Below are 24,628 nucleotides of genomic sequence, written 5' to 3' on the forward strand. Positions count from 1 at the left end.
CGGGCGGCTTGGGACCTCGATGCCCCGGCGGGAAGCCCGGCCCACGCGCGCGGCGCGCCGAGGAACGCCCTTTCGAGGTCCGTCATGTCTCCCTCCCCGGGGCGCGGATGCTTGCCGTCCGCTGCTCTGGCACGGATCATGCCCCGGGCCGCACGCGCGGGGCAACGGCGATGGTGCGGGCCGCGCGGCGCATGCGTCGCTCCGCCCACTGCCCCGTCGCAGCCGGCGCCGGCGGGCGGTTCCGGGCCGCCGCAGCGGCGCAACGATGCGCAGGCCCGCGCCACGGCTCACGCGCCGCGCGCCGGCGCGCGCCGGCGGAACAGCGCGGTGCCGCCATAGACCAGGGCGAGCAGCGCGCCCCCGACGAGGTCGGAAGTGAGCCCCGGCGTCAGCATCCCGAGCGCGCCGACCGCCAGCAACGCGCGCGCCGGCCACGCGATGCGGCCGATGCCGACCAGCCAGCCCTCGAGCGTCGCCGCGATCATCCAGACGGCGAAGCACGCCGTGGCTACGTCGTGCAGGATGTGCAGCGGCTCGCCCACCATGATCAGCGTCGGGTTGAGGACGAAGAGGAACGGCACCAAAAAGTTCACGACGCCGAGCCGCATCGCCTGCGTGCCGGTGCGCCAGGGGTCGGCCTTGGCGATGCTCGCCGCCGTGATCGCGGCCAGCGCCACCGGCGGGGTGATGAAGCTCATCAGCCCCCAATAGAGGATGAACAGGTGCGAGGCGGTGGGATGCAGCCCGCCGCTGATCAGCGCCGGCGCCAGCGTCACGGCGAGGAAGATGTAGCAGGCCGTCGCCGTCATCCCCATGCCGAGGATGAAGCTCGTCAGCGCCCCCAGCACCAGGAGCAGGTAGATGTTGCCGCCCGCGAACTGCAGCAGCTCGCGCGAGAAGGCGCCGCCCACGCCGGTGTAGGAGAGCGAGCCGACGATGAACCCCACCCCCGCCAGCACCGCCACGAGGTTGACGATGCTGCGCGTGGTGTCGATGGCGAGGTCGCGCAGCCCGGCCAGGCCGAAGCGCTTCGAGCCGAACGCGACCGTGGTGCCGAGCAGCACGCAGGTGGCGATGTAGGGCGCCAGCGCCTCCCGCTTCATCACCAGCAGCAGGTAGACGAGCAGCCCGAGGCTGAACAGGAAGTGCCATCCCTCCTTGAGGATCGGCAGGAGGGGGGGGATCTCCTCGGCGGGCTGGCCCTTCAGGCCGTTCCTGGCGGCGTAGTGGTCGGCCTGCAGCAGCAGCCCGCCATAGTAGAGCAGCGCCGGCACGATCGCCGCGATGAGGACCGTGCTATAGGGCACGTTGAGGAACTCGGCCATGACGAAGGCCACCGCGCCCATCACCGGCGGCATGAGCGCGCCCCCGGTGGAGGCGCAGGCCTCGACCGCGCCGGCGTAGTGCGCGGGATAGCCCACCCGCTTCATGGTCGGGATCGTCAGCCGGCCGGTCGTGACCACGTTCGAGATCACGCTGCCCGAGAGCGAGCCGAAGAAGCCGCTCGCCATCACCGACACCTTGGCCGGTCCGCCGCGCGTGCGGCCGAGCAGCGCCACCGCGAGCGCCATGAAGAACTCGCCCCCGCCGGTGACCACCAGCGCCGAGCCGAAGATCAGGAACCCGACCAGGAGCGAGGCCACGGTGCGCAGCGGCACGCCGATGATGCTCTCCACCCCCATCGCGTGCGCGCTCAGCGTCTCCGCCAAGCCGCTGCCCGGCCCCCACAGGAAGCCGGGCATCGAATCGGCGAACAGGGGATAGGCGGCGAACACCGCGCAGATGAGGAACAGCACGATTCCGGCCGCGCGGCGCACCGCCTCGAGGGCGATCGCGCAGACGATGCCGGCCACCGCCACCGCCTCGGGCGGCGCCGCGAGGTCCCAGCCCTCGCTGACGATGCGGGAGCCGTTCCAGGCGAGGTAGGAGGTCGCGCCGAGGCAGGCGGCGAACAGCCCCCAGTCGTACCAGGGGATCGTCCGCCATGCGGCCCCGTGCGCCGGATAGGCGAGGAAGGCGAGCGAAAGGAACAGGCCGAGCAGCAGGTAATAGAACGACGTGTCGATGATCGGCGCGCCGGTCAGGTGCAGGTTGAAGGTCTGGTTGATGGTCAGCAGGATGCCGCCGCAGCCCAGGACCAACGCGATCCAGTAGGCGAAGCCGCGCAGCCGGTCGCCGCCGCCTTCGGCCGGCGCGAGCCTGGCCGGCTCGGCCCCCGTGTCGCCGCCCATCCTTGTTGGCCTCCCTGACCGTCGTGCTTTGTTTTGGAATCTCCTTCCCCAAAATTGACAGCCGTGCAAGGCGACAGCATGCTAGGCGCACAAAAAAGCCTGGGCACACAAAACGGTCTTGGGAGGATTTCGCGATGGTCACACGACGCGACGTGCTGGTCGGGACATCCGCCGCCCTGCTGGCCGGGCGGTCGGCGCAGGCCAGGCTGCCCGCCACCTCGGTCTGGACCGCCTACGACCTCGGCTCCTCCGGCTACGCCGAGGCGTCGGGCATCGCCGACGCGATCATGCAGAAGCATGCGACGCGGGTGCGCATCATGCCCTCCGGCACCTCGATCGGACGCCTGCTGCCGCTGCGCCAGGGGCGCGCCACCTACGGCTTCCTCGCCAATGAGCTCTACTTCGCCGCCGAGGGGACCTACGACTTCGCCGCCCAGTCCTGGGGGCCGCAGGATGTGCGCGTCGTGCTCGCCCGCCCGGCCGGCGCCGCGCTCGCCTGCGCCGGCGACATCGGCGCGAGGGCCCTCTCCGATCTCCGCGGACGGCGCATCGGCTACGTGCGCGGCAACCCCTCCGTCAACGTAAAGACCGACGCGTATCTCGCGTTCGGCGGACTGACGCGCGCCGACGTCCAGGTGGTCTGGTTCGGCAGCTACAACGCCATGAAGACCGCGGTGATCAACAACCAGCTCGACTGCTTCAGCAGCGTCACCACCTCGGCCAACATGCGCGAGATCGAGGCGAGCCCGCGCGGCCTCACCTACCCGCCCTTCCCGCCCGGCGACGCCGCCGGCTGGGAACGCATCCGCCGGGTCGCCGACTTCTTCGAGCCGTACAAGGAGACCACCGGCGCCGGCGTCTCGCCGGACAATCCCATCGACCTGATCGGCTTCCGCTACCCGATGATCGCGACCTACGCGAACACCGATCCCGACGAGGTCTACGCGCTGGTCGCGGCGATCGACGCGTCGATGGACCAGATCCGCAACATCACCGGCAGCGCGGGGAACTGGGCGCCGCAGCTGTCGGGCAAGCCGCCGGCCGACGCGCCGTGGCACGAGGGCGCGATCCGCTACCTGAAGGAGAAGGGCATCTGGCAGGCCGAGCACCAGGCCTGGCACGACCGGCGCCTCGCGCGGCTGCGGCGGATCCAGGAGGGGTGGGAGGCGGCGAAGAGGGAGTTCCGGGGCCAGGGGGACGAGGCCTGGCTGCAGCACTGGGAGAAGTACCGGGTCGAGAAGCTGGGCCTGCCGCCCGCCGAGGTCTAGCCTCCGGCCGACTGGCCGCCGGGCCTCGCGACCCATGGCCAGCATCGGGCGCGCCGGCGCGCATGCGCCGGCGTGGGCGGTGGCGCCCACCCGACCCAGCCCCCGCAGGCGAACGAAAGGGCCGCCGGCGCGCCGCGGGATCGGCTGCGTCACGCGCTGCCGACCGGCCCTCCCCGCCCGCGTCCGCCAATCCGGCTACGGAAGCCGGGGACCGCCCCGGCTTCCCGATCGGGGGCGGGAAGGGGAACGCGGCCGCCTGCCCTTGGCCGGCCCGTGGCCCCACGACTTGCCGCAGCCATCGAAAGGCTCTGGAATGCGACAGCGGTGGCCAGGCCGGCGGCCTCGCCGGAAACGTCCTCATCCTGGGAGAATTCGGATGGTTGCCTCGCCCGCGCCCACGGCAGGCGCCGAGTCGGACCCGGCCGCCGGCTGGGAGGCGATCATCATCGGCGCCGGCATCGCCGGCATGTACCAGCTCCACCGCCTGCGCGAGCTCGGGATGCGCGTGCGGGTGTTCGAGGCCGGCTCCGACGTCGGCGGCACCTGGTACTGGAACCGCTACCCGGGCGCGCGCTTCGACTCGGAGAGCTGGTCCTACGGCTACTCCTTCTCCGAGGAGCTGCTGCAGGAATGGGAGTGGCCGGAGCACTTCGCCGCCCAGCCGGACACGCTGCGCTACCTCAACCACGTCGCCGACAAGTTCGACCTGCGCCGGGACATCCGGTTCGACAGCCGCGTCGTCGCCGCGCATTTCGACGACGCCGCGAACCGCTGGACCGTCACGCTGGAGAGCGGCGAACAGGCCCGGGCCCCGCTGCTGATCACCGCGCTCGGCCCGCTCTCGGCCCACACGCTGCCGAACATCCCCGGCCGCGACAGCTTCGAGGGGCCGGCCTTCCACACCGCCCGCTGGCCGCGCGAGCCGATGAGCCTCGCGGGCAAGCGGGTCGGCATCATCGGCACCGGCGCCACCGCCATCCAGGTCATCCAGACCATCGCCGGGGAGGTCGGACACCTCGCGGTGTTCCAGCGCACCCCCAACTGGGCCGCGCCGCTGCACAACCGGCCGATCACCCCGGAGGAGCAGAAGCGGATCAAGGCCAGCTACCGCGAGATCTTCGAGCGCTGTCGCCAGACCGACACCTGCTTCATCCACCAGGCCGACCCGCGGAGCGCGCTCGAGGTCTCGCCGGAGGAGCGCGAGGCCTTCTGGGAGAAGCTGTACGCCGAGCCCGGCTTCGGCATCTGGGTCGGCAACTTCCGCGACGTCCTGACCGACCCGCGGGCCAACGCCCTGGCCAGCGAGTTCGTGGCCCGCAAGATCCGCGAGCGGGTGAGGGACCCGAAGGTCGCCGAGAAGCTGATCCCGAAGAACCACGGCTTCGGCACGCGCCGCCTGCCGCTCGAGAGCGGCTACTACGAGGTGTACAACCAGGACAACGTCCTGCTGGTGGACATCAACGAGACGCCGATCGAGCGGATCACGCCCAAGGGCATCAGGACCAGCGACGCCGAGCACGAGTTCGACGTGCTCATCTACGCGACCGGCTTCGACGGCGTCACCGGCCCCTACGACCGCATCGACATCCGCGGCCCTGGCGGGCGGCGGCTGAAGGACGACTGGGCCGGGACGCCGCGCACCTTCCTCGGCATGCAGGCCGAGGGGTTTCCCAACATGCTCATGGTCCTCGGCCCGCACACCGCGCGCGGCAACATACCGCGCAACATCGAGGAGATCGTGGACTGGCTGACCGGCCTGATCCGGCACATGCGCGCCCACGGCCTGACGCGGGTGGAGCCGCGGCCCGAGGCGGTGGCCGAATGGACCGCCCATGTGGAGGAGGCCGCGTCGCGCCTCCTGTTCAGCCGGGTCAACTCCTGGCAGACCGGCGTGAACCGCAACGTCGAGGGCCGGGACGTGCGCCGCACCCTCGGCTACTACGGGGGTGCCGTCGCCTACCGCCGCAAGATCGAGGCTGTGGCCGCGCAGGGCTACCGGGAGTTCGAGTTCCGGTAGGCGCCCGCCCGCTGCGCCGCGCCGCTTGCCTGTCCGGCCGGGCGGGCCGCAATCTCCCCGCCGACGCGGGAAGTCTGCGGCCGGGCGACCGACGCCTGGGCAGGGGAGGACGCCGATGGATCTCAAGGGCGCGGTCGCGCTGGTGACGGGTGGCAACGGCGGGCTCGGCCAGCGCATCTGCCACGCGCTGGCGAGGGAGGGCGCCCACATCGCCGTGGTCTACGCCCGCAGCCGCGACCAGGCGGAGGGCGTCGCCCGCGAGCTGGCGTCGCACCACCAGGTCGCCGCCGCCGCCTTCGCCTGCGACGTCACCGACGGCGCGGCGGTGCAGCGGCTCGTCGGCGACGTCGCGGCGCGCTTCGGCCGCCTTGACATCCTGGTCAACGACGCCGCCTACAACAAGGCGATCCCCTTCGACGACCTCGACGGCCTGACGCCCGAGGTGTGGGACCGGATCATGGCCGTCAACCTGACGGGACCGCTGCGGCTGATGAAGGCGGTGGCGCCGTTGATGAAGGCGCAGGGGAGGGGCCGCATCGTCAACATCGCGTCCGTGGCGGGGCTCGGGCCGACCGGCTCGTCCATCGCCTACGCGGTGTCGAAGGCGGGCCTCATCCACCTGACGCGCTGCATGGCGGTGGCGCTGGCGCCCGCGACGCTGGTCAACTGCGTCGCGCCGGGCCTGCTGGAGGGCACGCGCGCGACCGCCAACCTCCGGCCCGAGCAGATCGAGCGATCGGCGGCCGGCTCGCTGCTGAAGAAGGCCGCCGACAAGGACGACTGCGCCGACATGGTGGTCGCCATGTGCCGCACCGAGACGATGACGGGACAGACGGTGGTCATCGACTCCGGCCGCGTCTTCCACTGAGCGAGGGCCCCCCTCGTCCGTGCCGAGGGGCGCCCGACCGGCGCCGCGGTTCAGTCCCGCTCGATCGGCAGCGACTCGTCCTTCGCCCACTCGCTCATCGAGGCGTCGTACACCGCGACGTCCGGGTAGCCGAGCTGGTGCAGCAGGAAGGCGTCGAGCGTCGCCGCGATGCCGCCCCCGCAATAGACCAGGATGCGCTTGGACGGCTCCGCGCCCACCGCGGCGAAGGCCGCGGCCACCGCCTCGGGCGGCCGGAAGGTCATCGAGGCCGTGTCCACCAGCGACAGTGCCGGGACGTTGACGCTCCCCGGGATGCGGCCGGGGCGGCCGTAGCGCGGGTTCGCGCCGCTGTGCAGGTCCGGGGCGAGAGCGTTGATGGTGCAGCTTGCCGCATCGCCGATGGCGGCCCTGACCTCCTCCTTGCCGACGAAGAGCCCTGGCCGCGGCCTGGCGGCCAGGGTCGCCGCCGGATAGCGGGTCTCGGTCGTCTCGGTCGGCCGCCCCTCAGCGCTCCACTTGTCGAAGCCGCCGTCCAGGATCGCGGCGTCGTCGAAGCCGATCGCCCGCAGCATCCACCAGACGCGCGTCGCCCACTGCGGGTTCTTGCGCGCATAGAGGACGACGCGCGTTCCCGTGCCGATGCCCTTCGCCGCGAATCGCGCTGCGAGGTCGTCGAGCGCCGGCATCGTGAAGTTGAGCGGGCTCGCGCGGTCGGAAAGCTCCCCCTGCAGGTCGAGGAAGGCCGAGCCCGGGATGTGCGCCTTGTCGTAGTCGCCGCGGCCGCTCTCGACCCGGTATGGCCGGCCGGTCCCCGTCTCGTAGTGCAGATAGGTCGTGCAGTCGAAGACGCGGAGCGAGGGGGCGCCGAGATTGTCCGCCAGCCAGCGGGTATCGACGATGGCCTCGGGGTGGGCGTAGCGCGGTGTCGCTGTCATCGGGCGTCCTTCCGGCATCATGGCGCGGCTCTCGCCGTCGTGCGCTGCCCAAGGCTGCGCCGAACGGGCGGGGGCCGCAAGCAGGCCCCGGGCTCTGGCGCGGATCCGCCGGACGCACGCCGCGCCCTTCCGCGGCACGGGCCGGGCGGCGGCGCCGGCGTTTCTCATGTCCGCGTGAGGGTCGCCTCCCAACGCCCGTCACATCGCGCAAAACGGATTGACCGGCGCCCTGCCGGGCCGTGCTTGCCCCGGCGCGGGCGGCGGCTTAACCCGGTCGGCATGACCGATTCGGCCGCTCCCGCCGTCGCCATCGTCCTCGCCGCCGGACTCGGCACCCGGATGCGCTCGGCGCTGCCCAAGGCGCTGCACCCGATCGCCGGCCGGCCCATGCTGCGCCACCTGCTCGCCGCCGTGGAGCCGGTGTTCGAGCGGGTGGTGGTCGTGGTCGGCCCGGAGATGCCGGCGCCGGAGAAGGCCGCGGCGCCGCACCCGACGGTCGTGCAGGCCGAGCGCCTCGGCACCGCCCACGCCGCGTTGCAGGCGGCGCCGCTGCTCGAGGGCTGGGGCGGCGATGCCGCCGTGCTCTACGCCGACAACCCGCTGATCCGGCCGGAGACGCTGCGCCGCCTGCGCGCGGCGCGGCGCGAGGCCGACCTCGCCCTGCTCGCCATGCGCCCCGCCGATCCGGGCCGCTACGGCCGGGTGATCGGCGACGGCACGGGCGGCGTGGCGCGCATCGTCGAATGGGCGGACGCGAGCGAGGCGGAACGCGCGGAGGGGCTGTGCAACGCCGGCGTCGTCTGCGCCCGCGCCGCCGACCTGCTGCGCTGGCTGCGCGCGGTGCGCAACGACAACGCCAAGGGCGAGTACTACCTGACCGACGTGGTCGCGCTGGCCCGCGCCGAGGGCCGGCGCTGCGTCGCCGTGGAGGCGCCGGAGGCCGAGCTGCGCGGCATCAACAGCCGCGCCGAGCTGGCGGCGGCGGAGGCGGAGGTGCAGGCCGGGCTGCGCGGGGCGGCGCTGGAGGCGGGCGCCACCCTGGTCGCGCCGGAGACGGTGTTCCTCAGCCACGACACGCGCCTCGGCGCGGACGTGACGGTGGGCCCGAACGTGGTGTTCGGCCCGGGCGTGACGGTGGAGGAGGGGGCCGAGATCCGCGCCTTCTCCCACCTCGAGGGCTGCGTCGTGCGGCGCGGGGCGATCGTCGGCCCCTTCGCGCGGCTGCGGCCCGGCACGGTGGTCGAGGCCGGCGCCCATGTCGGCAATTTCGTCGAGCTGAAGGCGGCGGTGCTGGGGGAGGGGGCGAAGGCCAACCACCTCGCCTATCTCGGCGACGCCACCATCGGCGCCGGCGCCAACATCGGCGCCGGCACCATCACCTGCAATTACGACGGCCTCGCCAAGCACCGCACCGAGATCGGCGAGGGCGCCTTCATCGGCTCCGACACCGCCCTCGTCGCGCCGGTGCGCGTCGGCGCGCGCGCCCTGGTCGGCGCCGGCAGCGTCATCACCGAGGACGTGCCGGACGACGCGCTCGCCATCGCGCGCGGCCGCCAGGCGGTGAAGCCGGGGCGCGGCTTCAAGGGCAAGCCGGGCAAGGGAGGCTGACGCATGTGCGGCATCGTCGGCGTCGTCGGGCGCGCGGAGGCCGCGCCGCGTCTGCTCGAGGCCCTGCGGCGCCTCGAATACCGCGGCTACGACAGCGCCGGCATCGCCACCCTGGTCAACGGCCACATCGAGCGGCGGCGCGCCGAGGGCAAGCTCTCCAACCTCGCCGCCGCGCTGGAGCGCGCGCCGCTGCCCGGCACCACCGGCATCGGCCACACCCGCTGGGCGACGCACGGCGCGCCGACCGAGCGCAACGCCCACCCCCACGCCACCGCGCGCGTCGCCGTCGTGCACAACGGCATCATCGAGAACCACGCCGAGCTGCGCGCCGAGCTGGAGGCCGGGGGCGCCGAGTTCGAGACCGAGACCGACACCGAGACGCTGACCCGCCTGCTCGACCGGCTGCTCGCCCGGGGCGCCTCGCCGGAGGAGGCGACGGCGCGCGCGCTCCGGCGCCTGCACGGCGCCTTCGCGGTGGCGATGGTCTTCGCCGGCCATCCGCGCACGCTGATCGCCGCGCGCCAGGGCGCGCCGCTCGCCGTCGGCTACGGCGAGGGCGAGATGTTCGTCGGCTCCGACGCGCTCGCCCTCGCGCCGCTGACGCGCCGCATCGCCTATCTGCAGGAGGGCGACTGGGCGGTGCTGTCCGACACCGGCGCGCGCTTCTTCGACGCCCGCGACCGGCCGGTGGAGCGCGAGGTCCGCGTCACGGCCCTCTCCGGCGCGGCGACGGGGAAGGGCAACTACCGCCACTTCATGGAGAAGGAGCTGCACGAGCACCCGGTGGTGATCGGCGAGACGCTGCGCCAGTACGTCGAGCCCGCGACCCGCGCCGTCGCGCTGCCGCCGCTGCCCTTCGATCCCGCCGCCGTGCCGCGGCTGACGGTCACCGCCTGCGGCTCCGCCTTCCTCGCCGGCCTGGTCGGCCGCTACTGGATCGAGGGGCTCGCCCGCATCCCGGTCGAGGCCGACATCGCGAGCGAGCTGCGCTACCGCGACCCGCCGCTCGCCGAGGGCGGCGCCGCGCTCCTCGTCAGCCAGAGCGGCGAGACGGCGGACACCCTCGCCGCGCTGCGCCTGCTCAAGGCGGGCGGCCAGCGGACGCTCGCGGTGGTGAACGTGGACGAGAGCAGCATGGCGCGCGAGAGCGACGCGCGCCTCCTCACCGTCGCGGGGCCGGAGATCGGCGTCGCCTCGACCAAGGCCTTCACCGCGCAGCTCTCGGTCCTCGCCTCCCTCGCCATCGGCTTCGCCCGCGCGCGCGGGCGGCTCGCGCCGGAGGAGGAGGCGCGGCTCACCGCGGCGCTGCTCGAGCTGCCCGGCCACGCCGCGGCGCTGCTCGAGGACGGCAGGACCATCCAGGCGCTGGCGCAGGAGGTGGCGCCGGCGCGCGACGTGCTGTTCCTCGGCCGCGGCAACCTCTACCCGATCGCCCTCGAGGGCGCGCTCAAGCTCAAGGAGATCAGCTACATCCACGCCGAGGGCTACGCCGCCGGCGAGATGAAGCACGGCCCCATCGCGCTGATCGACCCGGCGGTGCCGGTGATCGCGCTCTGCCCCTCCGGCCCGCTGTTCGAGAAGACCGCGAGCAACCTGCAGGAGGCCGCGGCGCGCGGCGGGCGCGTGATGGCCTTCACCGACGCCGAGGGCGCCCCGGCGCTGCGCCGCTTCGCCGAGCGCGTGATCGAGCTGCCGCGGGTGGACCCCTTCGTCGCGCCGATCCTGCACGCGATCCCGGTGCAGCTCCTCGCCTATCACGTCGCCGTGCTGAAGGGCACGGACGTGGACCAGCCGCGCAACCTCGCCAAGAGCGTGACGGTGGAGTAGGGGCGGGCGCCCGGCGCCGCCGGGCTGACAGCCCGGCGCGGCAGGCCTATCTTCCCCGCACGCCCGAACGGGGAGACGCCGCCATGCTCGATGTCACCGCCAAGCTGCCGCTCAAGGACCCGGAGCTGCTGCGCCAGGCGAACTACATCGCCGGGAAGTGGGTGCAGGCCGACAGCGGCCGCACCATCGAGGTGCGGAACCCCGCCAACGGCGAGCTCGTCGGCACCGTCCCCGCCATGGGCGCCGCCGAGACCCGCCGCGCCATCGAGGCGGCGAACGCCGCCTGGCCCGCCTGGCGCGCCATGCTGGCCAAGGAACGTGCGGCGATCCTGCGCCGCCTCGCCGAGCTGATGCACCAGCACGCCGACGACCTCGCCGCGATCATGACCGCCGAGCAGGGCAAGCCGCTCGCGGAATCCAAGGGCGAGGTCGCCTACGCCGCCTCCTTCATCGAGTGGTTCGCCGAGGAGGCGCGCCGCGTCTACGGCGAGACCATCCCGCAGAACGCCAAGGGCCGGCGGATCATCGTGCAGAAGGAGCCGATCGGCGTCTTCGCCGCGATCACGCCCTGGAACTTCCCCTCCGCCATGATCACCCGCAAGGCCGGGCCGGGCTGGGCCGCGGGCTGCACCGGCGTGATCCGCCCCGCCTCGCAGACGCCCTTCTCGGCCCTCGCCCTCGCGGTGCTGGCCGAGCGCGCGGGCATGCCGCCCGGCGTGTGCAACGTCATCACCGGCCCCTCGGGCGAGACGGGGAAGGAGCTCACCTCCAACCCGATCGTGCGCAAGCTCTCCTTCACCGGCTCGACCGAGGTCGGGCGGGTGCTGCTCGCGCAGTGCGCGCCGACGATCAAGAAGACCTCGATGGAGCTCGGCGGCAACGCGCCCTTCATCGTCTTCGACGACGCGGACCTCGACGCCGCCGTGCAGGGGGCGATGGCCTCGAAGTACCGCAACACCGGCCAGACCTGCGTCTGCGCCAACCGCATCCTGGTGCAGGACGGCGTCTACGAGGCCTTCGCCGAGAAGCTGAAGGCCGCGGTCGAGGCGCTGAAGGTCGGCCCGGGCATGGAGCCCGGCGTCACCCAGGGCCCGCTGATCAACGCCGCCGCGGTGGCGAAGGTCGAGGAGCACATCGCCGACGCCACGGCGAAGGGCGCGCGGATCGTCACCGGCGGCAAGCGGCACCCGCTCGGCGGCAATTTCTTCCAGCCGACCGTCCTCGCCGACGTCCCGCCGAACGCCCTGATCTTCAAGGAGGAGACCTTCGGCCCCGTCGCTCCCCTCTTCCGCTTCAGGACCGAGGAGGAGGCGATCCGCATGGCCAACGACACGGAGTTCGGCCTCGCCGCCTACTTCTACGCCCGCGACGTCGGCCGCATCTTCCGCGTCGCCGAGGCGCTGGAATACGGCATCGTCGGCATCAACGAGGGCATCATCTCGACCGCCGAGGCGCCGTTCGGCGGCTTCAAGCAGTCCGGCCTCGGGCGCGAGGGCAGCCACTACGGCATCGAGGAGTATCTGGAGATCAAGTACCTCGCCCTCGGCGGCATCGGGACCTGAGCGGCGCGCCGCCGGCCCCGCCGCGACCGCGCGGCCGCCGGGGCGAAGCAGCCGGGCGCGGCGCGCGCCGGCAGGGGAGAGACGCATGGCCTACGACTTCGACCTCTTCGTGATCGGCGGCGGCTCCGCCGGCGTGCGCTGCGCGCGCATCGCCGCGGGGCACGGCGCGCGCGTCGCCATCGCGGAGGAGCGCTTCTGGGGCGGCACCTGCGTCAATGTCGGCTGCGTGCCCAAGAAGATCATGGTCAACGCCGCCGAATACGGCGCCTGGATCGAGGACGCCCCGGCCTTCGGCTGGCAGGTCCGCAAGGGCCCGCACGACTGGGCGAAGCTCGCCGCCGCCCGCGACGCGGAGGTGCAGCGCCTCTCGGCCCTCTACCGCACTATGCTGGAGAACGCCGGCTGCACCGTGTTCGAGTGCCGCGCCGCCTTCGTGGACCCCCACACCCTCCAGGTCGGCGAGTCCCGCGTCACCGCCGAGCGCATCGTGATCGCCACCGGCGGACGCCCGGTGCGGCCGGACATCCCGGGCGCCGGGCTCGGCCTGGTCTCCGACGACGTCTTCACCATGCACGCCCTGCCGCGGCGCATCGCCATCGTCGGCTCGGGCTTCATCGCGGTGGAGTTCGCCGGCGTCTATCACGGCCTCGGCGCGGAGGTGGACCTGGTCTACCGCGCCGAGCTGCCGCTCCGCGGCTTCGACCAGGACCTGCGCGCCGCGCTGCGCGACGCCTACGACGCCCAGGGCATCCGCCTGCATCCCGGCCAGCAGCCGGCCGCGGTCGAGCGCCGCGGCCGCGGCGTCGTCCTCCGCACCCTGAAAGGCGGCGAGATCGAGGCCGACTGCGTCCTCTTCGCCACCGGCCGCGAGCCCAACACCCACGGCCTCGGCCTCGAGGCGGCCGGCGTCGGCTGCACCGAGGAGGGCGCGGTGATCGTGGACGACGACCACGCCACCACCCGGCCCCACATCTTCGCCATCGGCGACGTGACGGACCGGCTGAACCTCACGCCGATGGCGACCGCCGTCGGCCACGCGCTCGCCGACACGCTGTTCGGCGACGCCCCGCGCCGCGCCAGCTACCGCAACGTCCCGGCCGCCGTCTTCTCCTCCCCGCCGATCGCCACGGTCGGGATGACCGAGGCCGACGCCGCCGCGCAGGGGCCCTGCGACATCTACCTCGCCCGCTTCACCCCGATGCGGCACACCATCAGCCGCCGGCCGCGGCGCACGCTGATGAAGCTCGTCGTCTGCCAGCGCACGCGCCAGGTCCTCGGCGCCCACATGCTCGGCGAGGACGCGCCGGAGATCATGCAGGGCATCGCCATCGCCGTGGCGATGGGCGCGACCAAGGAGGACTTCGACCGCACCATCGGCATCCACCCGACCGCGGCCGAGGAGTTCGTCACCCTGCGCACCCGGGTCCGCGAGGTCGGGCTGCCGGAGAGGGCGGCGGCGCAGTAGCCGTGCGCCGAGGGGGGCCGCGTCGGATCGTCGCCTTCGCCTGGGCCGGGCCTTCCCGCGCGGAGACCGTCGCGCCCGGCGGAGGCGGCGCCCTTGCCTGGCACCGGCGCCGCCCCGATCGCCGGGTCCTGCGGGACGGGGGCGCGCCCCGCCACGCCCGGGCGCGTGGCCATGCGTCCCGCCGGGCGCGGTCACGGTCGCGCCCGGCGGCCGTCCTTCCTCGCCCTGCGCGCGGGGCGGGCGGCGGCGGAGCGGCCGGGCCGGGGCGGGTTCACCGGGCCGCGCCGGTCGGCTAGAGTCCGGCGCTTTCCTGGAGACTGCGACCATGGCCGCCCGCGCCTGGACCCCGAACAGTTGGCGAGACATGCCGATCCGGCAGGTGCCGGACTATCCCGATGCCGCCCGCCTGCACGCCATGGAGCGCCGGATCGCGGGCTTCCCGCCGCTCGTCTTCGCCGGCGAGGCGCGGCGCCTGAAGGCCGCGCTCGCCCGCGTCGCCGACGGCCAGGCCTTCGTCCTGCAGGGCGGGGACTGCGCCGAGGGCTTCGCCGACTTCAACGCCAACATCATCCGCGACACCTTCCGCGTGCTGCTGCAGATGGCGGTGGTGCTGACCTTCGGCGCCGCGGTCCCGGTGGTGAAGCTCGGCCGCATGGCCGGCCAGTTCGCCAAGCCGCGCAGCTCCGACACCGAGACGCGCGACGGCGTGACGCTGCCCTCCTACCGCGGCGACATCATCAACGCGGCCGAGTTCACGCCGGAGGCGCGCACCCCGGACCCGGGCCGGATGGAGTTCGCCTACCTGCAGTCCGCCGGCACGCTGAACCTGCTGCGCGCTTTCGCCACCGGCGGCTACGCCGACCTGCACCAGGTGCACCGCTGGAACCTCGGCTTCGTGCAGCGCAGCCCGCTCGCCGACCGCTACGCCGACCTGGCGCACCGGATTGACGAGACGCTGAACTTCATGGCCGCCTGCGGCATGGCCGAGCTGCGCGAGGTGCGCGAGACCGACTTCTACACCAGCCACGAGGCCCTGCTGCTGCCCTACGAGCAGGCGCTGACGCGCGTCGATTCCACCACCGGCGACTGGTACGCCTGCTCCGCGCACTTCCTCTGGATCGGCGACCGCACCCGCCAGCCGGAGGGCGCGCATGTCGAGTTCCTGCGCGGCGTGAGGAACCCGATCGGCATGAAGGTGGGGCCGACCATGGACCCCGACGAGCTCGTCCGCCTGACCGAGATCCTCAACCCGGCGAACGAGAAGGGGCGGCTCACCCTCATCTCCCGCATGGGCGCGGACAAGGTCGAGGCGAAGCTGCCGGCGCTGATCCGCGCCGTGCAGCGGGCCGGGCGCAACGTCGTCTGGCTGTGCGACCCGATGCACGGCAACACCACCACGGTGAACGGCTACAAGACCCGCCGCTTCGACGCGATCCTCGCCGAGGTGCGCGGCTTCTTCGACGTCCACCACGCCGAGGGCACCTGGCCCGGCGGCGTCCACGTCGAGATGACCGGCCAGGAGGTGACGGAGTGCCTCGGCGGCGCGCACCGCCTCTCGGAAGCCGACCTCGCGGCGAACTACGCCACCTTCTGCGACCCGCGGCTCAACGCCGAGCAGTCGCTCGAGCTCGCCTTCCTGGTGGCCGAGGAGCTGAAGGCGCGCCGCGCGCGGGCCGACGCCGCGCCGGCGCAGGCGGCGCAGTGACGGGCGGGCGGGCGGCCCTTCCGTGACCGCGCCGGTGGCGAAGGCGGCGGCGAGGCAGGGGCCGCCGGCCTGCGACGTCTCCGATGCCGCCATCGCCGCGCGCACCGACAGCTATTTCAACCGCACCCGGGCGATCGTCTCGCGCTTCGGCGACTGCCGCGTCACCTACGCGGTGTTCATGCGCCGCCCCGTCATCTCCGCCCCCCGCCTCGCGGTGGAGTGGCTGGAGCGCGTCGCCGCCGCCCGCGGCACCCGCTTCGAGATCGAGCTGATGCACGAGGAGGGCCGCTGGGTCGGCGCCGGCGACCCGATCTTCTACCTCACCGGCCCGCTCGCGCAGCTCGCCGACCTCGAGACGATCTATCTGCAGAAGCTCGGCCCGCCCTGCGTCGCCGCGCACAACGCCTACCAGATGTGCCTGGAGCTGCCGCAGGTCGCCTTCCTCGCCATGGAGGCGCGCCACTGCGCCGGCTTCGAGATGCAGGAGATGATGGAGTACGCCGCCGCCGTCGGCAGCGCCGCGGCGCGGCGCGAGGGCGCGAAGGGCTTCGTCGGCAGCGCCAGCGACGCCACCGCCCACTACTTCGGCGGCACGCGCGGCCGCGGCACCATGCCGCACGCGCTGATCGGCTACGCCGGCTCGACCGTGCGCGCGGCCGAGATGTTCCACGAGACCTTCCCGGACGAGGACCTCACCGTCCTCACCGACTATTTCGGCCGCGAGGTGACGGACGGCCTCGCCGTCTGCCGCCGCTTCCCCCACCTCGCCGCCGCCGGCCGGCTCGCGGTGCGCCTCGACACCCACGGCGGCCGCTTCCTCGAGACGCTCGACCCGGCGGAGAGCTACGCGGTGCTGGAGCGCCACGCGCCCCAGGTGATCCGCCGCTACCGCAGCGAGACGGAGCTGCGCTACCTGGTCGGCACCGGCGTCTCCGCTGCCGCCGTCTGGCGCATGCGCGAGGCGCTGGACGAGGCCGGCTTCCCGCGGGTGCGCATCGTCGCCTCCTCCGGCTTCGGCGTCGCCAAGTGCCGGGTGATGGCCGAGGCCCGGGCGCCGATCGACGTCGTCGGCACCGGCAGCTTCCTCCCCGAGGCCTGGAGCGAGACCTACGCCACCGCCGACATCGTCGAGTACGACGGCACGCCCCGGGTGAAGGTCGGCCGCGAATTCCTCCTCCGCCGCAACGGCGCCCGCCGCCGCGGCGGCATCGGGGCGGCGGAAGCCGGGGACTGACGCGCCGCCGAGCGATCGGCGCCGGCCGCGCGGGCCGGGCCGCGCGCGTTGACCCCCACCCGCCGCATCCCTAGGTTCCGGCAGCCATGGCCGCCGACACGCTCCGCCTCGCCCTCGCCCAGATCAACCCGCACGTGGGCGCGCTGCGCGCCAATGCGGAGCGCCTCCGCCGGGCGCGGGCGGAGGGGGCGCGGCTCGGCGCCGACCTCGTGGTCACGCCGGAATTCTCGATCTCCGGCTATCCGCCCGAGGACCTGGTGCGCAAGCCGGCCTTCGTCGAGGCCTGCGCCGCCGCCATCGCCGACCTCGCGCAGGAGACCGCGGACGGCGGGCCCGGCCTCGTCGTCGGCGGCCCCTGGCAGGAGGGCGGGAAGCTCCACAACGCCCTGTTCGTGCTCGAGGGCGGCCGCATCCTCGCCCGGCGCGCGAAGCACGAGCTGCCGAACTACGGCGTGTTCGACGAGAAGCGCGTCTTCGATCCCGGTCCGTGTCCGGGGCCCGTCGCCTTCCGCGGCTTCCGCCTCGGCCTGATGATCTGCGAGGACTGGTGGTTCCAGGCCGTCTCGGAGACGCTGGCCGAGAGCGGGGCCGAGATCCTGCTCTCGATCAACGCCTCGCCCTTCGAGGCGGAGAAGCACGAGCGCCGCCTCCAGCTCGGCATCGCGCGGGTGGTGGAGACGGGCCTGCCCTTCGTCTTCCTCGGCCAGATCGGCGGCCAGGACGAGCTGGTCTTCGAGGGGGCGAGCTTCGTGCTCAATCCCGACCGCTCGCTCGCCGCCGTGCTGCCGATGTTCGAGGAGGCCATCACGCTCACCGAGTGGCGGCGCGAGGGCGGGCGCCTGGTCTGCGCGCCGCAGCCCCTGCCGCCGCCGGTGCCGCGGCTCGAGCAGATCTACCGCGCGATGATGCTCGGCCTGCGCGACTACGTCGGCAAGAACGGCTTCCCCGGCGTGGTGCTCGGCCTCTCGGGCGGCATCGATTCCGCCCTCTCCGCCGCGGTCGCGGCGGACGCGCTCGGGCCGCAGCGCGTGCGCGCGGTGATGATGCCCTCGCCCTACACCAGCCGCGAGAGCCTGGAGGACGCGGCGGCGGTCGCCGACCTGCTCGGCATCCGCTACGAGACGATCGGCATCGGCCCGGCGATGGAGGCCTTCCGGGCCATGCTGGCGCCGGCCTTCGGCAACCTCCCGCCCGACACCACCGAGGAGAACATCCAGGCGCGCATCCGCGGCGTCACGCTGATGGCGCTGTCCAACAAGTTCGGCGGCATGCTGCTCACCACCGGCAACAAGAGCGAGATGAGCGTGGGCTACGCCACGCTCTACGGCGACATGTGCGGCGGCTACTCGGTGCTGAAGGACGTGTACAAGACGACGGTCTTCGCCCTCGCGCGCTGGCGCAACGCCAACCTCCCGCCCGGCGCGCTCGGCCCGCGCGGCCCGGTGATGCCGGAGCGGGTCATCGTCAAGCCTCCCTCCGCCGAGCTGAAGCCGAACCAGACCGACCAGGACACGCTGCCGCCCTACGAGGTGCTGGACGCGATCCTCGAGGGCCTCGTCGAGGGCGAGAAGGGCGTGGACGCGATGGTCGCCGCGGGCTTCGACCGCGCCACCGTGCTGCGCGTCTGGCGCATGCTCGACCGCGCCGAGTACAAGCGCCGCCAGGCGCCGCCGGGGGTGAAGATCACCGAGCGCGCCTTCGGCCGCGACCGCCGCTACCCCATCACCAACGGCTTCACGGGGCTGGTCGCGTGAGCGGCGGCAGCGTCCTCGACAGCGGCCTGTTCGGCGCCCCCGGCGGCTACGAGGTGCGCATCCGCGACCTCTCCGGCGCCAGCGGCAGCGAGCCGGTCGAGGTCGTCCGCGGCTTCGCCACGCTCGCCCACGCCAACGCCTTCGCCCGCCGCTACGTGCGCGATTCCGTCGAGCGCTGCCGCGCCCCCGGCATGACGCCGGAGCAGGTGCTGGAGGCCTGGTTCGCCTACGGCGAGGACGCCGAGATCGCCGGGGGCGACGACCAGGCCTGGCGCAGCGCGGCCGAGCTGCGCGACTTCGCCCGCATCCCCGTCACGGATGCGGAGGAGCGCAACTGGCGCGCCCTCGACCCGCGGCGCTACGCCGACGACGAGGAGGGGGACGAGGACTCGTGAGCGGCCGCTTCGTCCGCGCCGGCGTCGAGGCGTGCCGCCGCGCCGCGGCCCCCGCCGCGCGCTCCGAGGACGCGGGCCGCGCCGCGCCCGGCCCCAGGCGGCGGGCGCCGGGATGAAGCTCCGCTTCGCCCCCTCGCCGACCGGCTATCTGCATGTCGGCAACGCGCGCCTCGCGCTCGTCAACTGGCTGGTCGCGCGCCGGCACGGCGGCACCTTCCTGCTGCGGCTCGACGACACCGACCGCGAACGCTCGAAGCCGGAATTCGCCGCCGCGATCGAGGAGGACCTGCGCTGGCTCGGCCTCGACTGGGACGAGGGCCCGCTGCGCCAGTCGGAGCGGCTCGACCGCTACGCCGCCGCCGCCGAGCGCCTGAAGGCCGCAGGCCGCCTCTACCCCTGCTTCGAGAGCGAGGAGGAGCTGCGCGCCAGGCGCGAGCGGCGCCTGCGCGAGGGTCGCCCCCCCGTCTACGACCGCGAGGCGCTGAAGATGACGCGCGAGCAGTACGAGCGCGCCCTCGCCAGGGGCAGGTCGCCCTACTGGCGCTTCCTGCTCTCCGCGCGCTCCGTCGCCTGGCGGGACCTGGTGCTCGGCGACCGGCAGGTGAGGCTGCAGACGATCAGCGACCCCGTGCTGATCCGCGCCGACGGCACGCCGCTCTACACCTTCGCCTCGGTGGTGGACGACCTCGAGACCGGCATCACCCACGTGGTGCGCGGCGAGGACCACGTGACCAACACCGCGATCCAGATCGACCTCTACGAGGCGCTCGGCGGCGACGCGGCGGCGCTCCGCTTCGCCCACCTGCCGCTGCTGACCGACGCGGAGGGCGGCCCGCTTTCCAAGCGGCTCGGCAGCGTCTCGCTGCGCCAATTCCGCCGCGACGGCATCGAGCCCGCGGCGCTCGCGGGCTATCTCGCCGCGCTCGGCACCTCGCGCGATCCGCATCCCGCGATGCCGCGCGACCTCGTGGCGGAGTTCGACCTCTCCCAGGTCTCGCGCTCGCCCGCGCGCTTCGATCCGCAGCAGCTCCTCGCGCTGAACCGCCGCGCGCTGCGCGAGGCGCCGTTCGAGGCGGTGCGGGACCGGCTGCCGGAGGGCGCGGACGAGCGCTTCTGGCTCGCCGTGCGCGGCAACCTCGACCTGCTCTCCGAGGCGCGCGACTGGTGGGAGGTGGTGCAGGGCACCGTCGTCCCGCCGGCGCTGGAAGGCGAGGGGGAGTTCCTGCGCGCCGCGCTCGACACCCTGCCGCCCGAGCCCTGGGACGAGTCCACCTGGCAGGCCTGGGCCGAGGCGCTCAAGGCGCGCACCGGCCGCTCGGGCCGCGCGCTGTTCCGCCCGCTGCGCCTCGCCCTCACCGCGGAGGAGCACGGCCCCGACCTGAAGACCCTGCTGCCGCTGATCGGACGCGCGCGCGCCGCGCAGCGCCTCCGCATCGCCGCCACCGCCGCGAGCTGACATGCCCGACCTGATCCTGCACAACAGCCTGACGCGCCGCGAGGAGCGCTTCGTCCCGCTCGATCCGCAGCACGTGCGCATGTACGTCTGCGGCCCGACGGTCTACGACCTCGCGCATCTCGGCAACGCGCGGCCGGCGGTGGTGTTCGACGTGCTCTACCGGCTGCTGCGCCGCCTCTATCCGCGCGTGACCTACGTCCGCAACATCACCGACGTGGACGACAAGATCAACGCGCGCTCGGCGGAGACGGGCGAGCCGATCGCCTCGATCACCGCGCGCACCACGGCGGACTACCACCGCGACATGGCCGCGATCGGCTGCCTGCCGCCCGACGTGGAGCCGCGCGCCACCGGCACCATCCCCGAGATGATCGCGCTCATCGAGCGGCTGATCGAGCGGGGCCACGCCTATGTCGCGGAAGGCCACGTGCTGTTCTCCGTCGCCTCCTTCCCGGAATACGGCCGCCTCTCCGGCCGCTCGCCGGAGGAGCTGCTCGCCGGCGCCCGCGTGGATGTCGCGCCCTACAAGCGCGATCCCGGCGACTTCGTGCTGTGGAAGCCCTCGCCGCCCGATCTCCCCGGCTGGGACAGCCCCTGGGGCCGCGGCCGGCCGGGCTGGCACATCGAGTGCTCCGCCATGTCCTGGAAGCACCTCGGCGAGGTGTTCGACATCCACGGCGGCGGCCACGACCTGATCTTCCCGCACCACGAGAACGAGATCGCGCAGAGCCGCTGCGCCTTCGGCACGCCGGTGATGGCGCGCTACTGGCTGCACAACGGCATGCTGCTGGTGAACGGCGAGAAGATGTCGAAGTCGCTCGGCAACTTCTTCACCGTGCGCGACATCCTCGCCCGCGGCGCCTGGGCCGGCGAGGCGTTCCGGCTGCTGCTGCTGCGCACCCACTACCGCCAGGAGATCGACTTCACCTTCGCCGCGCTGGAGGAGGCGCGGGTGGAGCTGAACGACGGCTACGCCATGCTCTCGCGCGCGCCCGCCCCGCCGGCCGACGAGGCGCGCATCGCCGAGATGGCGGACTGGGCGGCCGAGCCGCTGCTCGACGACCTCAACACCCCGCTCGCGCTCGCCCGGCTGCGCGACCTGCGCACCCTGGAGAACGTGGCGAGCGTCGGCGGCTCGGCGACGGCGGTGCTCAACCGCATCGGCCGCGACTGGCCCGTCATCCCCGGCCTCGCCGCCGCGGCGTTCCGGCAGGCCGCGGCGCCGCTGCTCGGCCTCTACGCCTCCGACCCGGTGGCGTGGCTGCACGGGGGCGTGGACGCCGCCGCGATCGAGGCCGCCATCGCCGCGCGCGCCGCCGCGCGCAAGCGCCGCGACTTCGCCGAGGCCGACCGCATCCGGGCCGAACTCGCCGCCCGGGGCATCCTCCTCGAGGACGGGCCCCAGGGCACCACCTGGCGCCGGGCATGACCGGACGCGACGGCGGCGCCGACCTCTCCCCGCCGCCGGGCGAGAGCCCGATCGTCGTGCTCGTCCGCCCGCAGCTCGCCGAGAACATCGGCGCCGTCGCCCGCGCCATGGGCAATGGCGGCCTGTTCCATCTCCGCCTCGTCGCCCCGCGCGACGGCTGGCCGCAGCCCTACGCCTGGCGCGCCGCCGCCGGCGCCGACCGCATCCTCGAGGCCGCGCGGGTGTTCCCGGACGTCGCCAGCGCCGTCGCCGACTGCCACCGCGTCCTCGCCACCTGCCCGCGGCCCCGCCACGTCATCATCCCCGTGCTCACCGCCCGCGCCGCCGCCGAGGAGCTGCGCGCCATCGCCGCGCGCGGGCTGCGCGCGGCCGTCCTCTTCGGGCCCGAGCGCGCCGGGCTTGACGCCGAGGATCTGGCCCGCGCCGACACGCTGGTGCGCTATCCGCTCAACCCGGTCTTCATGAGCCTGAACCTGGCGCAGGCGGTGATGGTGCTGGCCTACGAATGGTGGACCGCGGCCGACACGACGCCGCCGCGCGTGCTGATGACCAACGAGACGCGCCCCGCCACCAAGGCCCAGCTCGAATCCTTCCTCGACCGCCTGGTCGCGGAGCTCGACGCCAGCGGCTTCCTCGATCATGCGCAGAAGCGCCCCGGCATGATCCGCAACCTGCGCCACTGGTTCGAGCGCGGCGAGGTCACCGAACAGGAGCTGCGCACCCTGCACGGCGTCGTCACCGAGCTCTCGCGCGGGCGGATGCGCCGCGGGCGTCCGGAGTAGCGCCGAACCCTCGCGCGCCGCGCCGCGCTCGGGCGCCTCGCCGGGTCGGACCCTGGCGTGCGGCCTCTGCGCTGCGGCGGAGCCTGGCGCGCTACAGCCTGACCACTCCCATCATGCCGGCGACAGCGAACGCCGTCACGCCGATGAAGACGAGGATCCAGGCGATGTCGCCGGAGCGGGGGCGCGGCGCTTCGGTGCCGCTCGGGTCGTTCGGCATGGGCTCCTGCCTTTCCGAGATGGTGTCCCGGCAGGGCGGCATCGCCCCATGCCAGGGAATGGACCTAGCCTCGAATACCCCAACCGCGCCCGGAACACAATGGAAGCCCTTGCTGGTCGGCCATGGTGTCAGGCGTGCATCCCGGGCGACGCCGACCCGGCGGTGGATGCGAATTCGACATACCAGGCATGTTCCATTTGCGCCGAACCCTTCCGGGAATCCCGGCGCCGAATGGAATTCGGAACGCGACGACCCCCGCGGATGGATCCGGAACGGGCCTGGACCGGAACGGGCGGCAAGACGGCGCAACCTCGCGCCGTCGCCGGCAACCGCCGGTTCCCGGATCGCAGGGCGCATCCGTGCGGCATGCGCCGTGGCTCCCTGCCATGCTCCGGACGCCGGGTGGTCTCGCCAGCCTTGCCTTGCTATACCGCGCCCGACACGCCCGGCCCCCTCCCTCGGACCGCGGCGATCTGAGGATTTCCCGACCATGGCGCGACGCCGGCAGCTCTACGAGGGCAAAGCCAAGATCCTGTTCGAAGGTCCCGAGCCCGGCACCCTTGTCCAGTACTTCAAGGACGACGCCACGGCCTTCAACGCACAGAAGAAGGGAACCATCACCGGCAAGGGCGTGCTCAACAACCGCATCAGCGAGTACCTGATGCTCCGCCTCGGCGAGATCGGCATCCCGACCCATTTCATCCGCCGGCTGAACATGCGCGAGCAGCTCATCCGCGAGGTGGAGATCATCCCGCTAGAGGTGGTGGTGCGCAACATCGCGGCCGGCAGCATTTCCCAGCGCCTCGGCATCCAGGAAGGCACGCGCCTGCCGCGCTCGATCGTCGAATACTACTACAAGAACGACCAGCTCGGCGACCCGCTGGTCTGCGAGGAGCACATCACGGCGTTCGGCTGGGCCTCCACGCAGGACCTCGACGACATGGTGGGCCTCGCGCTGCGGGTGAACGACTTCCTTTCCGGCCTGTTCCTGGGCGTCGGCATCCTGCTCGTGGACTTCAAGCTCGAGTTCGGACGGCTGTGGGAGAACGACGAGATGCGCATCGTCCTCGCCGACGAGATCTCCCCCGACAATTGCAGGCTGTGGGACGCCAAGACCGGCGAGAAGATGGACAAGGACCGCTTCCGCCGCGACCTCGGCCGCGTCGAGGAAGGCTACCAGGAGGTCGCGCGCCGCCTCGGCATCCTGCCCGAGGCCGGGGTGCGCGACCTCAAAGGCCCGGAGCTGATGCAGTGACGATCCGTGCCCGCGTCACCGTCATGCCCAAGCCGGGCGTGCTGGACCCGCAGGGCAAGGCGATCGGCCATGCCCTCGCGAACCTCGGCTTCGCCGGTGTCGGCGAGGTGCGCGCCGGCAAGGTGATCGAGCTCGAGCTGGCCGAGACCGACCCCGCCAAGGCGAAGGCCGTGGCCGAGGAGATGGCCCGGCGCCTGCTCGCCAACACGGTAATCGAGAGCTACCGCGTGGAGATCGGCTGAAGTGGCGCCCGCCGCCCCGCCGCCGGGAGCGCGCCGTCGGTGATCAAGGCCAGCCTCTTCCTCATGCTCGGCCTGACGGTGGTGATCGCCGTCGTCCTGCGTTGGCGCGAGGAGCGGATGGACGCCGCGGCCCGGGCGGCCGGCGCGGTCAAGGGCGGGCGCCGCCCGGGCCTCGCCGGAGGCTGGCTCGCAGCCCGGAAGCGGGCCCTGAACCGCTGGGTCACCGCCGCCGCCATCGCGGTGCTGGTCACGATGGTCACGCTCGGCGGGCTGCACTGGCTGCGCGTCTGGCAGGGCGGGTGAGGGACCTCCGCGCGCCCCGGCGGCCTTCCGGCTCGCCCCGCCGCACGCCATCTATGCCCCGTCCGTCCGTACCGG

At 73.4% G+C, this 24,628-nt stretch carries 20 protein-coding genes; 17 read left to right on the plus strand and 3 right to left on the minus strand.

Annotated elements, in window-relative coordinates; genetic code table 11:
- Positions 1-287: 287 nt before the first annotated feature.
- Entirely contained in the window at positions 288-2,231 is a 1,944-nt protein-coding gene (locus IEX99_RS08710) for a TRAP transporter permease (RefSeq protein ID WP_229677888.1), read from the minus strand.
- A 134-nt stretch (positions 2,232-2,365) separates the two neighbouring features.
- Here IEX99_RS08710 and IEX99_RS08715 point away from each other — a divergent pair, with 134 nt between their 5' ends.
- The 3 genes from IEX99_RS08715 to IEX99_RS08725 all read left to right on the plus strand — a co-directional run bounded on the left by IEX99_RS08715 (position 2,366) and on the right by IEX99_RS08725 (position 6,384).
- Positions 2,366-3,499 carry a TAXI family TRAP transporter solute-binding subunit gene (locus IEX99_RS08715; RefSeq protein WP_188899629.1) on the plus strand — a complete coding sequence of 378 codons (1,134 nt, stop codon included), beginning with the start codon at positions 2,366-2,368 and terminating at the stop codon, positions 3,497-3,499.
- Positions 3,500-3,875: 376 nt separating this feature from the next.
- Positions 3,876-5,516: a flavin-containing monooxygenase gene (locus IEX99_RS08720; protein ID WP_188899630.1), complete on the plus strand. Its 1,641-nt coding sequence runs from the start codon at positions 3,876-3,878 to the stop codon at positions 5,514-5,516.
- Positions 5,517-5,631: 115 nt separating this feature from the next.
- Entirely contained in the window at positions 5,632-6,384 is a 753-nt protein-coding gene (locus tag IEX99_RS08725) for an SDR family NAD(P)-dependent oxidoreductase (protein WP_188899631.1), read from the plus strand.
- 50 nt (positions 6,385-6,434) lie between these two features.
- Here IEX99_RS08725 and IEX99_RS08730 read toward each other — a convergent pair whose 3' ends face one another.
- Positions 6,435-7,319, minus strand: a complete 885-nt coding sequence (locus IEX99_RS08730) for a sulfurtransferase (protein ID WP_188899632.1) — start codon at positions 7,317-7,319, stop codon at positions 6,435-6,437.
- A gap of 279 nt (positions 7,320-7,598) precedes the next feature.
- Between IEX99_RS08730 and glmU the strand changes: the two genes are divergently transcribed.
- From glmU to IEX99_RS08785, 11 genes are all read left to right on the plus strand, one after another.
- The gene (gene glmU, locus IEX99_RS08735; protein ID WP_188899633.1) at positions 7,599-8,927 is read left to right on the plus strand and encodes a bifunctional UDP-N-acetylglucosamine diphosphorylase/glucosamine-1-phosphate N-acetyltransferase GlmU; all 1,329 of its coding nucleotides are present in this window, start codon (positions 7,599-7,601) and stop codon (positions 8,925-8,927) included.
- Positions 8,928-8,930: 3 nt separating this feature from the next.
- Positions 8,931-10,754, plus strand: a complete 1,824-nt coding sequence (gene glmS, locus IEX99_RS08740) for a glutamine--fructose-6-phosphate transaminase (isomerizing) (RefSeq protein WP_188899634.1) — start codon at positions 8,931-8,933, stop codon at positions 10,752-10,754.
- An 83-nt stretch (positions 10,755-10,837) separates the two neighbouring features.
- Positions 10,838-12,316, plus strand: a complete 1,479-nt coding sequence (gene gabD, locus IEX99_RS08745; RefSeq protein ID WP_188899635.1) for an NADP-dependent succinate-semialdehyde dehydrogenase — start codon at positions 10,838-10,840, stop codon at positions 12,314-12,316.
- A gap of 85 nt (positions 12,317-12,401) precedes the next feature.
- A complete protein-coding gene (gene gorA / locus IEX99_RS08750; RefSeq protein ID WP_188899636.1) occupies positions 12,402-13,781 on the plus strand; it encodes a glutathione-disulfide reductase in 1,380 nt (459 codons plus the stop codon).
- Between the two features lie 325 nt (positions 13,782-14,106).
- On the plus strand, positions 14,107-15,486 hold the full coding sequence (locus IEX99_RS08755; RefSeq protein WP_188899637.1) for a class II 3-deoxy-7-phosphoheptulonate synthase: 1,380 nt from the start codon (positions 14,107-14,109) through the stop codon (positions 15,484-15,486).
- A 34-nt stretch (positions 15,487-15,520) separates the two neighbouring features.
- The gene (locus tag IEX99_RS08760; RefSeq protein WP_188899780.1) at positions 15,521-16,720 is read left to right on the plus strand and encodes a beta/alpha barrel domain-containing protein; all 1,200 of its coding nucleotides are present in this window, start codon (positions 15,521-15,523) and stop codon (positions 16,718-16,720) included.
- Positions 16,721-16,806: 86 nt separating this feature from the next.
- On the plus strand, positions 16,807-18,474 hold the full coding sequence (locus IEX99_RS08765; protein ID WP_188899638.1) for an NAD+ synthase: 1,668 nt from the start codon (positions 16,807-16,809) through the stop codon (positions 18,472-18,474).
- Positions 18,471-18,869, plus strand: coding sequence for a hypothetical protein (locus tag IEX99_RS08770; protein ID WP_188899639.1), 399 nt, complete (start codon positions 18,471-18,473; stop codon positions 18,867-18,869). Before IEX99_RS08765 ends, IEX99_RS08770 begins: the two co-directional genes overlap by 4 nt.
- A 112-nt stretch (positions 18,870-18,981) precedes the next feature.
- Positions 18,982-20,325, plus strand: coding sequence for a glutamate--tRNA ligase (gene gltX, locus IEX99_RS08775; protein ID WP_188899640.1), 1,344 nt, complete (start codon positions 18,982-18,984; stop codon positions 20,323-20,325).
- 1 nt (position 20,326) lies between these two features.
- Positions 20,327-21,754, plus strand: a complete 1,428-nt coding sequence (gene cysS, locus IEX99_RS08780; protein ID WP_188899641.1) for a cysteine--tRNA ligase — start codon at positions 20,327-20,329, stop codon at positions 21,752-21,754.
- Positions 21,751-22,536: an RNA methyltransferase gene (locus tag IEX99_RS08785; RefSeq protein ID WP_188899642.1), complete on the plus strand. Its 786-nt coding sequence runs from the start codon at positions 21,751-21,753 to the stop codon at positions 22,534-22,536. Before cysS ends, IEX99_RS08785 begins: the two co-directional genes overlap by 4 nt.
- A gap of 91 nt (positions 22,537-22,627) precedes the next feature.
- On the opposite strand, the gene IEX99_RS22665 is transcribed toward IEX99_RS08785, so the two are convergent.
- A complete protein-coding gene (locus IEX99_RS22665) occupies positions 22,628-22,753 on the minus strand; it encodes a hypothetical protein (protein ID WP_268237468.1) in 126 nt (41 codons plus the stop codon).
- 490 nt (positions 22,754-23,243) lie between these two features.
- Here IEX99_RS22665 and purC point away from each other — a divergent pair, with 490 nt between their 5' ends.
- From purC to IEX99_RS08800, 3 genes are read left to right on the plus strand one after another with little or no spacing between them, the layout of a single operon-like run.
- Entirely contained in the window at positions 23,244-24,008 is a 765-nt protein-coding gene (purC, locus tag IEX99_RS08790) for a phosphoribosylaminoimidazolesuccinocarboxamide synthase (protein ID WP_188899643.1), read from the plus strand.
- A 2-nt stretch (positions 24,009-24,010) separates the two neighbouring features.
- Positions 24,011-24,250, plus strand: a complete 240-nt coding sequence (gene purS / locus IEX99_RS08795; RefSeq protein ID WP_188899781.1) for a phosphoribosylformylglycinamidine synthase subunit PurS — start codon at positions 24,011-24,013, stop codon at positions 24,248-24,250.
- A gap of 39 nt (positions 24,251-24,289) precedes the next feature.
- Complete coding sequence (locus IEX99_RS08800; protein WP_188899644.1) at positions 24,290-24,553, plus strand: hypothetical protein; 264 nt, start codon at positions 24,290-24,292, stop codon at positions 24,551-24,553.
- Positions 24,554-24,628 lie beyond the last annotated feature (75 nt).

Origin of the sequence: Caldovatus sediminis (assembly GCF_014644455.1) — a bacterium.
GTDB lineage: Bacteria > Pseudomonadota > Alphaproteobacteria > Acetobacterales > Acetobacteraceae > Caldovatus > Caldovatus sediminis.

What these genes read in the sequence shown, in the direction of transcription:
- IEX99_RS08725 (WP_188899631.1), top strand. Translation starts at nt 5,632, where the DNA reads ATGGATCTCAAGGGCGCGGTCGCGCTGGTGACGGGTGGCAACGGCGGG.
- glmS (WP_188899634.1), top strand. Translation starts at nt 8,931, where the DNA reads ATGTGCGGCATCGTCGGCGTCGTCGGGCGCGCGGAGGCCGCGCCGCGT.
- IEX99_RS08765 (WP_188899638.1), top strand. Translation starts at nt 16,807, where the DNA reads ATGGCCGCCGACACGCTCCGCCTCGCCCTCGCCCAGATCAACCCGCAC.
- IEX99_RS22665 (WP_268237468.1), bottom strand. Translation starts at nt 22,753, where the DNA reads ATGCCGAACGACCCGAGCGGCACCGAAGCGCCGCGCCCCCGCTCCGGC.
- gabD (WP_188899635.1), top strand. Translation starts at nt 10,838, where the DNA reads ATGCTCGATGTCACCGCCAAGCTGCCGCTCAAGGACCCGGAGCTGCTG.
- gorA (WP_188899636.1), top strand. Translation starts at nt 12,402, where the DNA reads ATGGCCTACGACTTCGACCTCTTCGTGATCGGCGGCGGCTCCGCCGGC.
- IEX99_RS08785 (WP_188899642.1), top strand. Translation starts at nt 21,751, where the DNA reads ATGACCGGACGCGACGGCGGCGCCGACCTCTCCCCGCCGCCGGGCGAG.
- IEX99_RS08715 (WP_188899629.1), top strand. Translation starts at nt 2,366, where the DNA reads ATGGTCACACGACGCGACGTGCTGGTCGGGACATCCGCCGCCCTGCTG.
- IEX99_RS08710 (WP_229677888.1), bottom strand. Translation starts at nt 2,231, where the DNA reads ATGGGCGGCGACACGGGGGCCGAGCCGGCCAGGCTCGCGCCGGCCGAA.
- cysS (WP_188899641.1), top strand. Translation starts at nt 20,327, where the DNA reads ATGCCCGACCTGATCCTGCACAACAGCCTGACGCGCCGCGAGGAGCGC.
- IEX99_RS08755 (WP_188899637.1), top strand. Translation starts at nt 14,107, where the DNA reads ATGGCCGCCCGCGCCTGGACCCCGAACAGTTGGCGAGACATGCCGATC.
- IEX99_RS08730 (WP_188899632.1), bottom strand. Translation starts at nt 7,319, where the DNA reads ATGACAGCGACACCGCGCTACGCCCACCCCGAGGCCATCGTCGATACC.
- glmU (WP_188899633.1), top strand. Translation starts at nt 7,599, where the DNA reads ATGACCGATTCGGCCGCTCCCGCCGTCGCCATCGTCCTCGCCGCCGGA.
- gltX (WP_188899640.1), top strand. Translation starts at nt 18,982, where the DNA reads ATGAAGCTCCGCTTCGCCCCCTCGCCGACCGGCTATCTGCATGTCGGC.
- IEX99_RS08720 (WP_188899630.1), top strand. Translation starts at nt 3,876, where the DNA reads ATGGTTGCCTCGCCCGCGCCCACGGCAGGCGCCGAGTCGGACCCGGCC.
- purC (WP_188899643.1), top strand. Translation starts at nt 23,244, where the DNA reads ATGGCGCGACGCCGGCAGCTCTACGAGGGCAAAGCCAAGATCCTGTTC.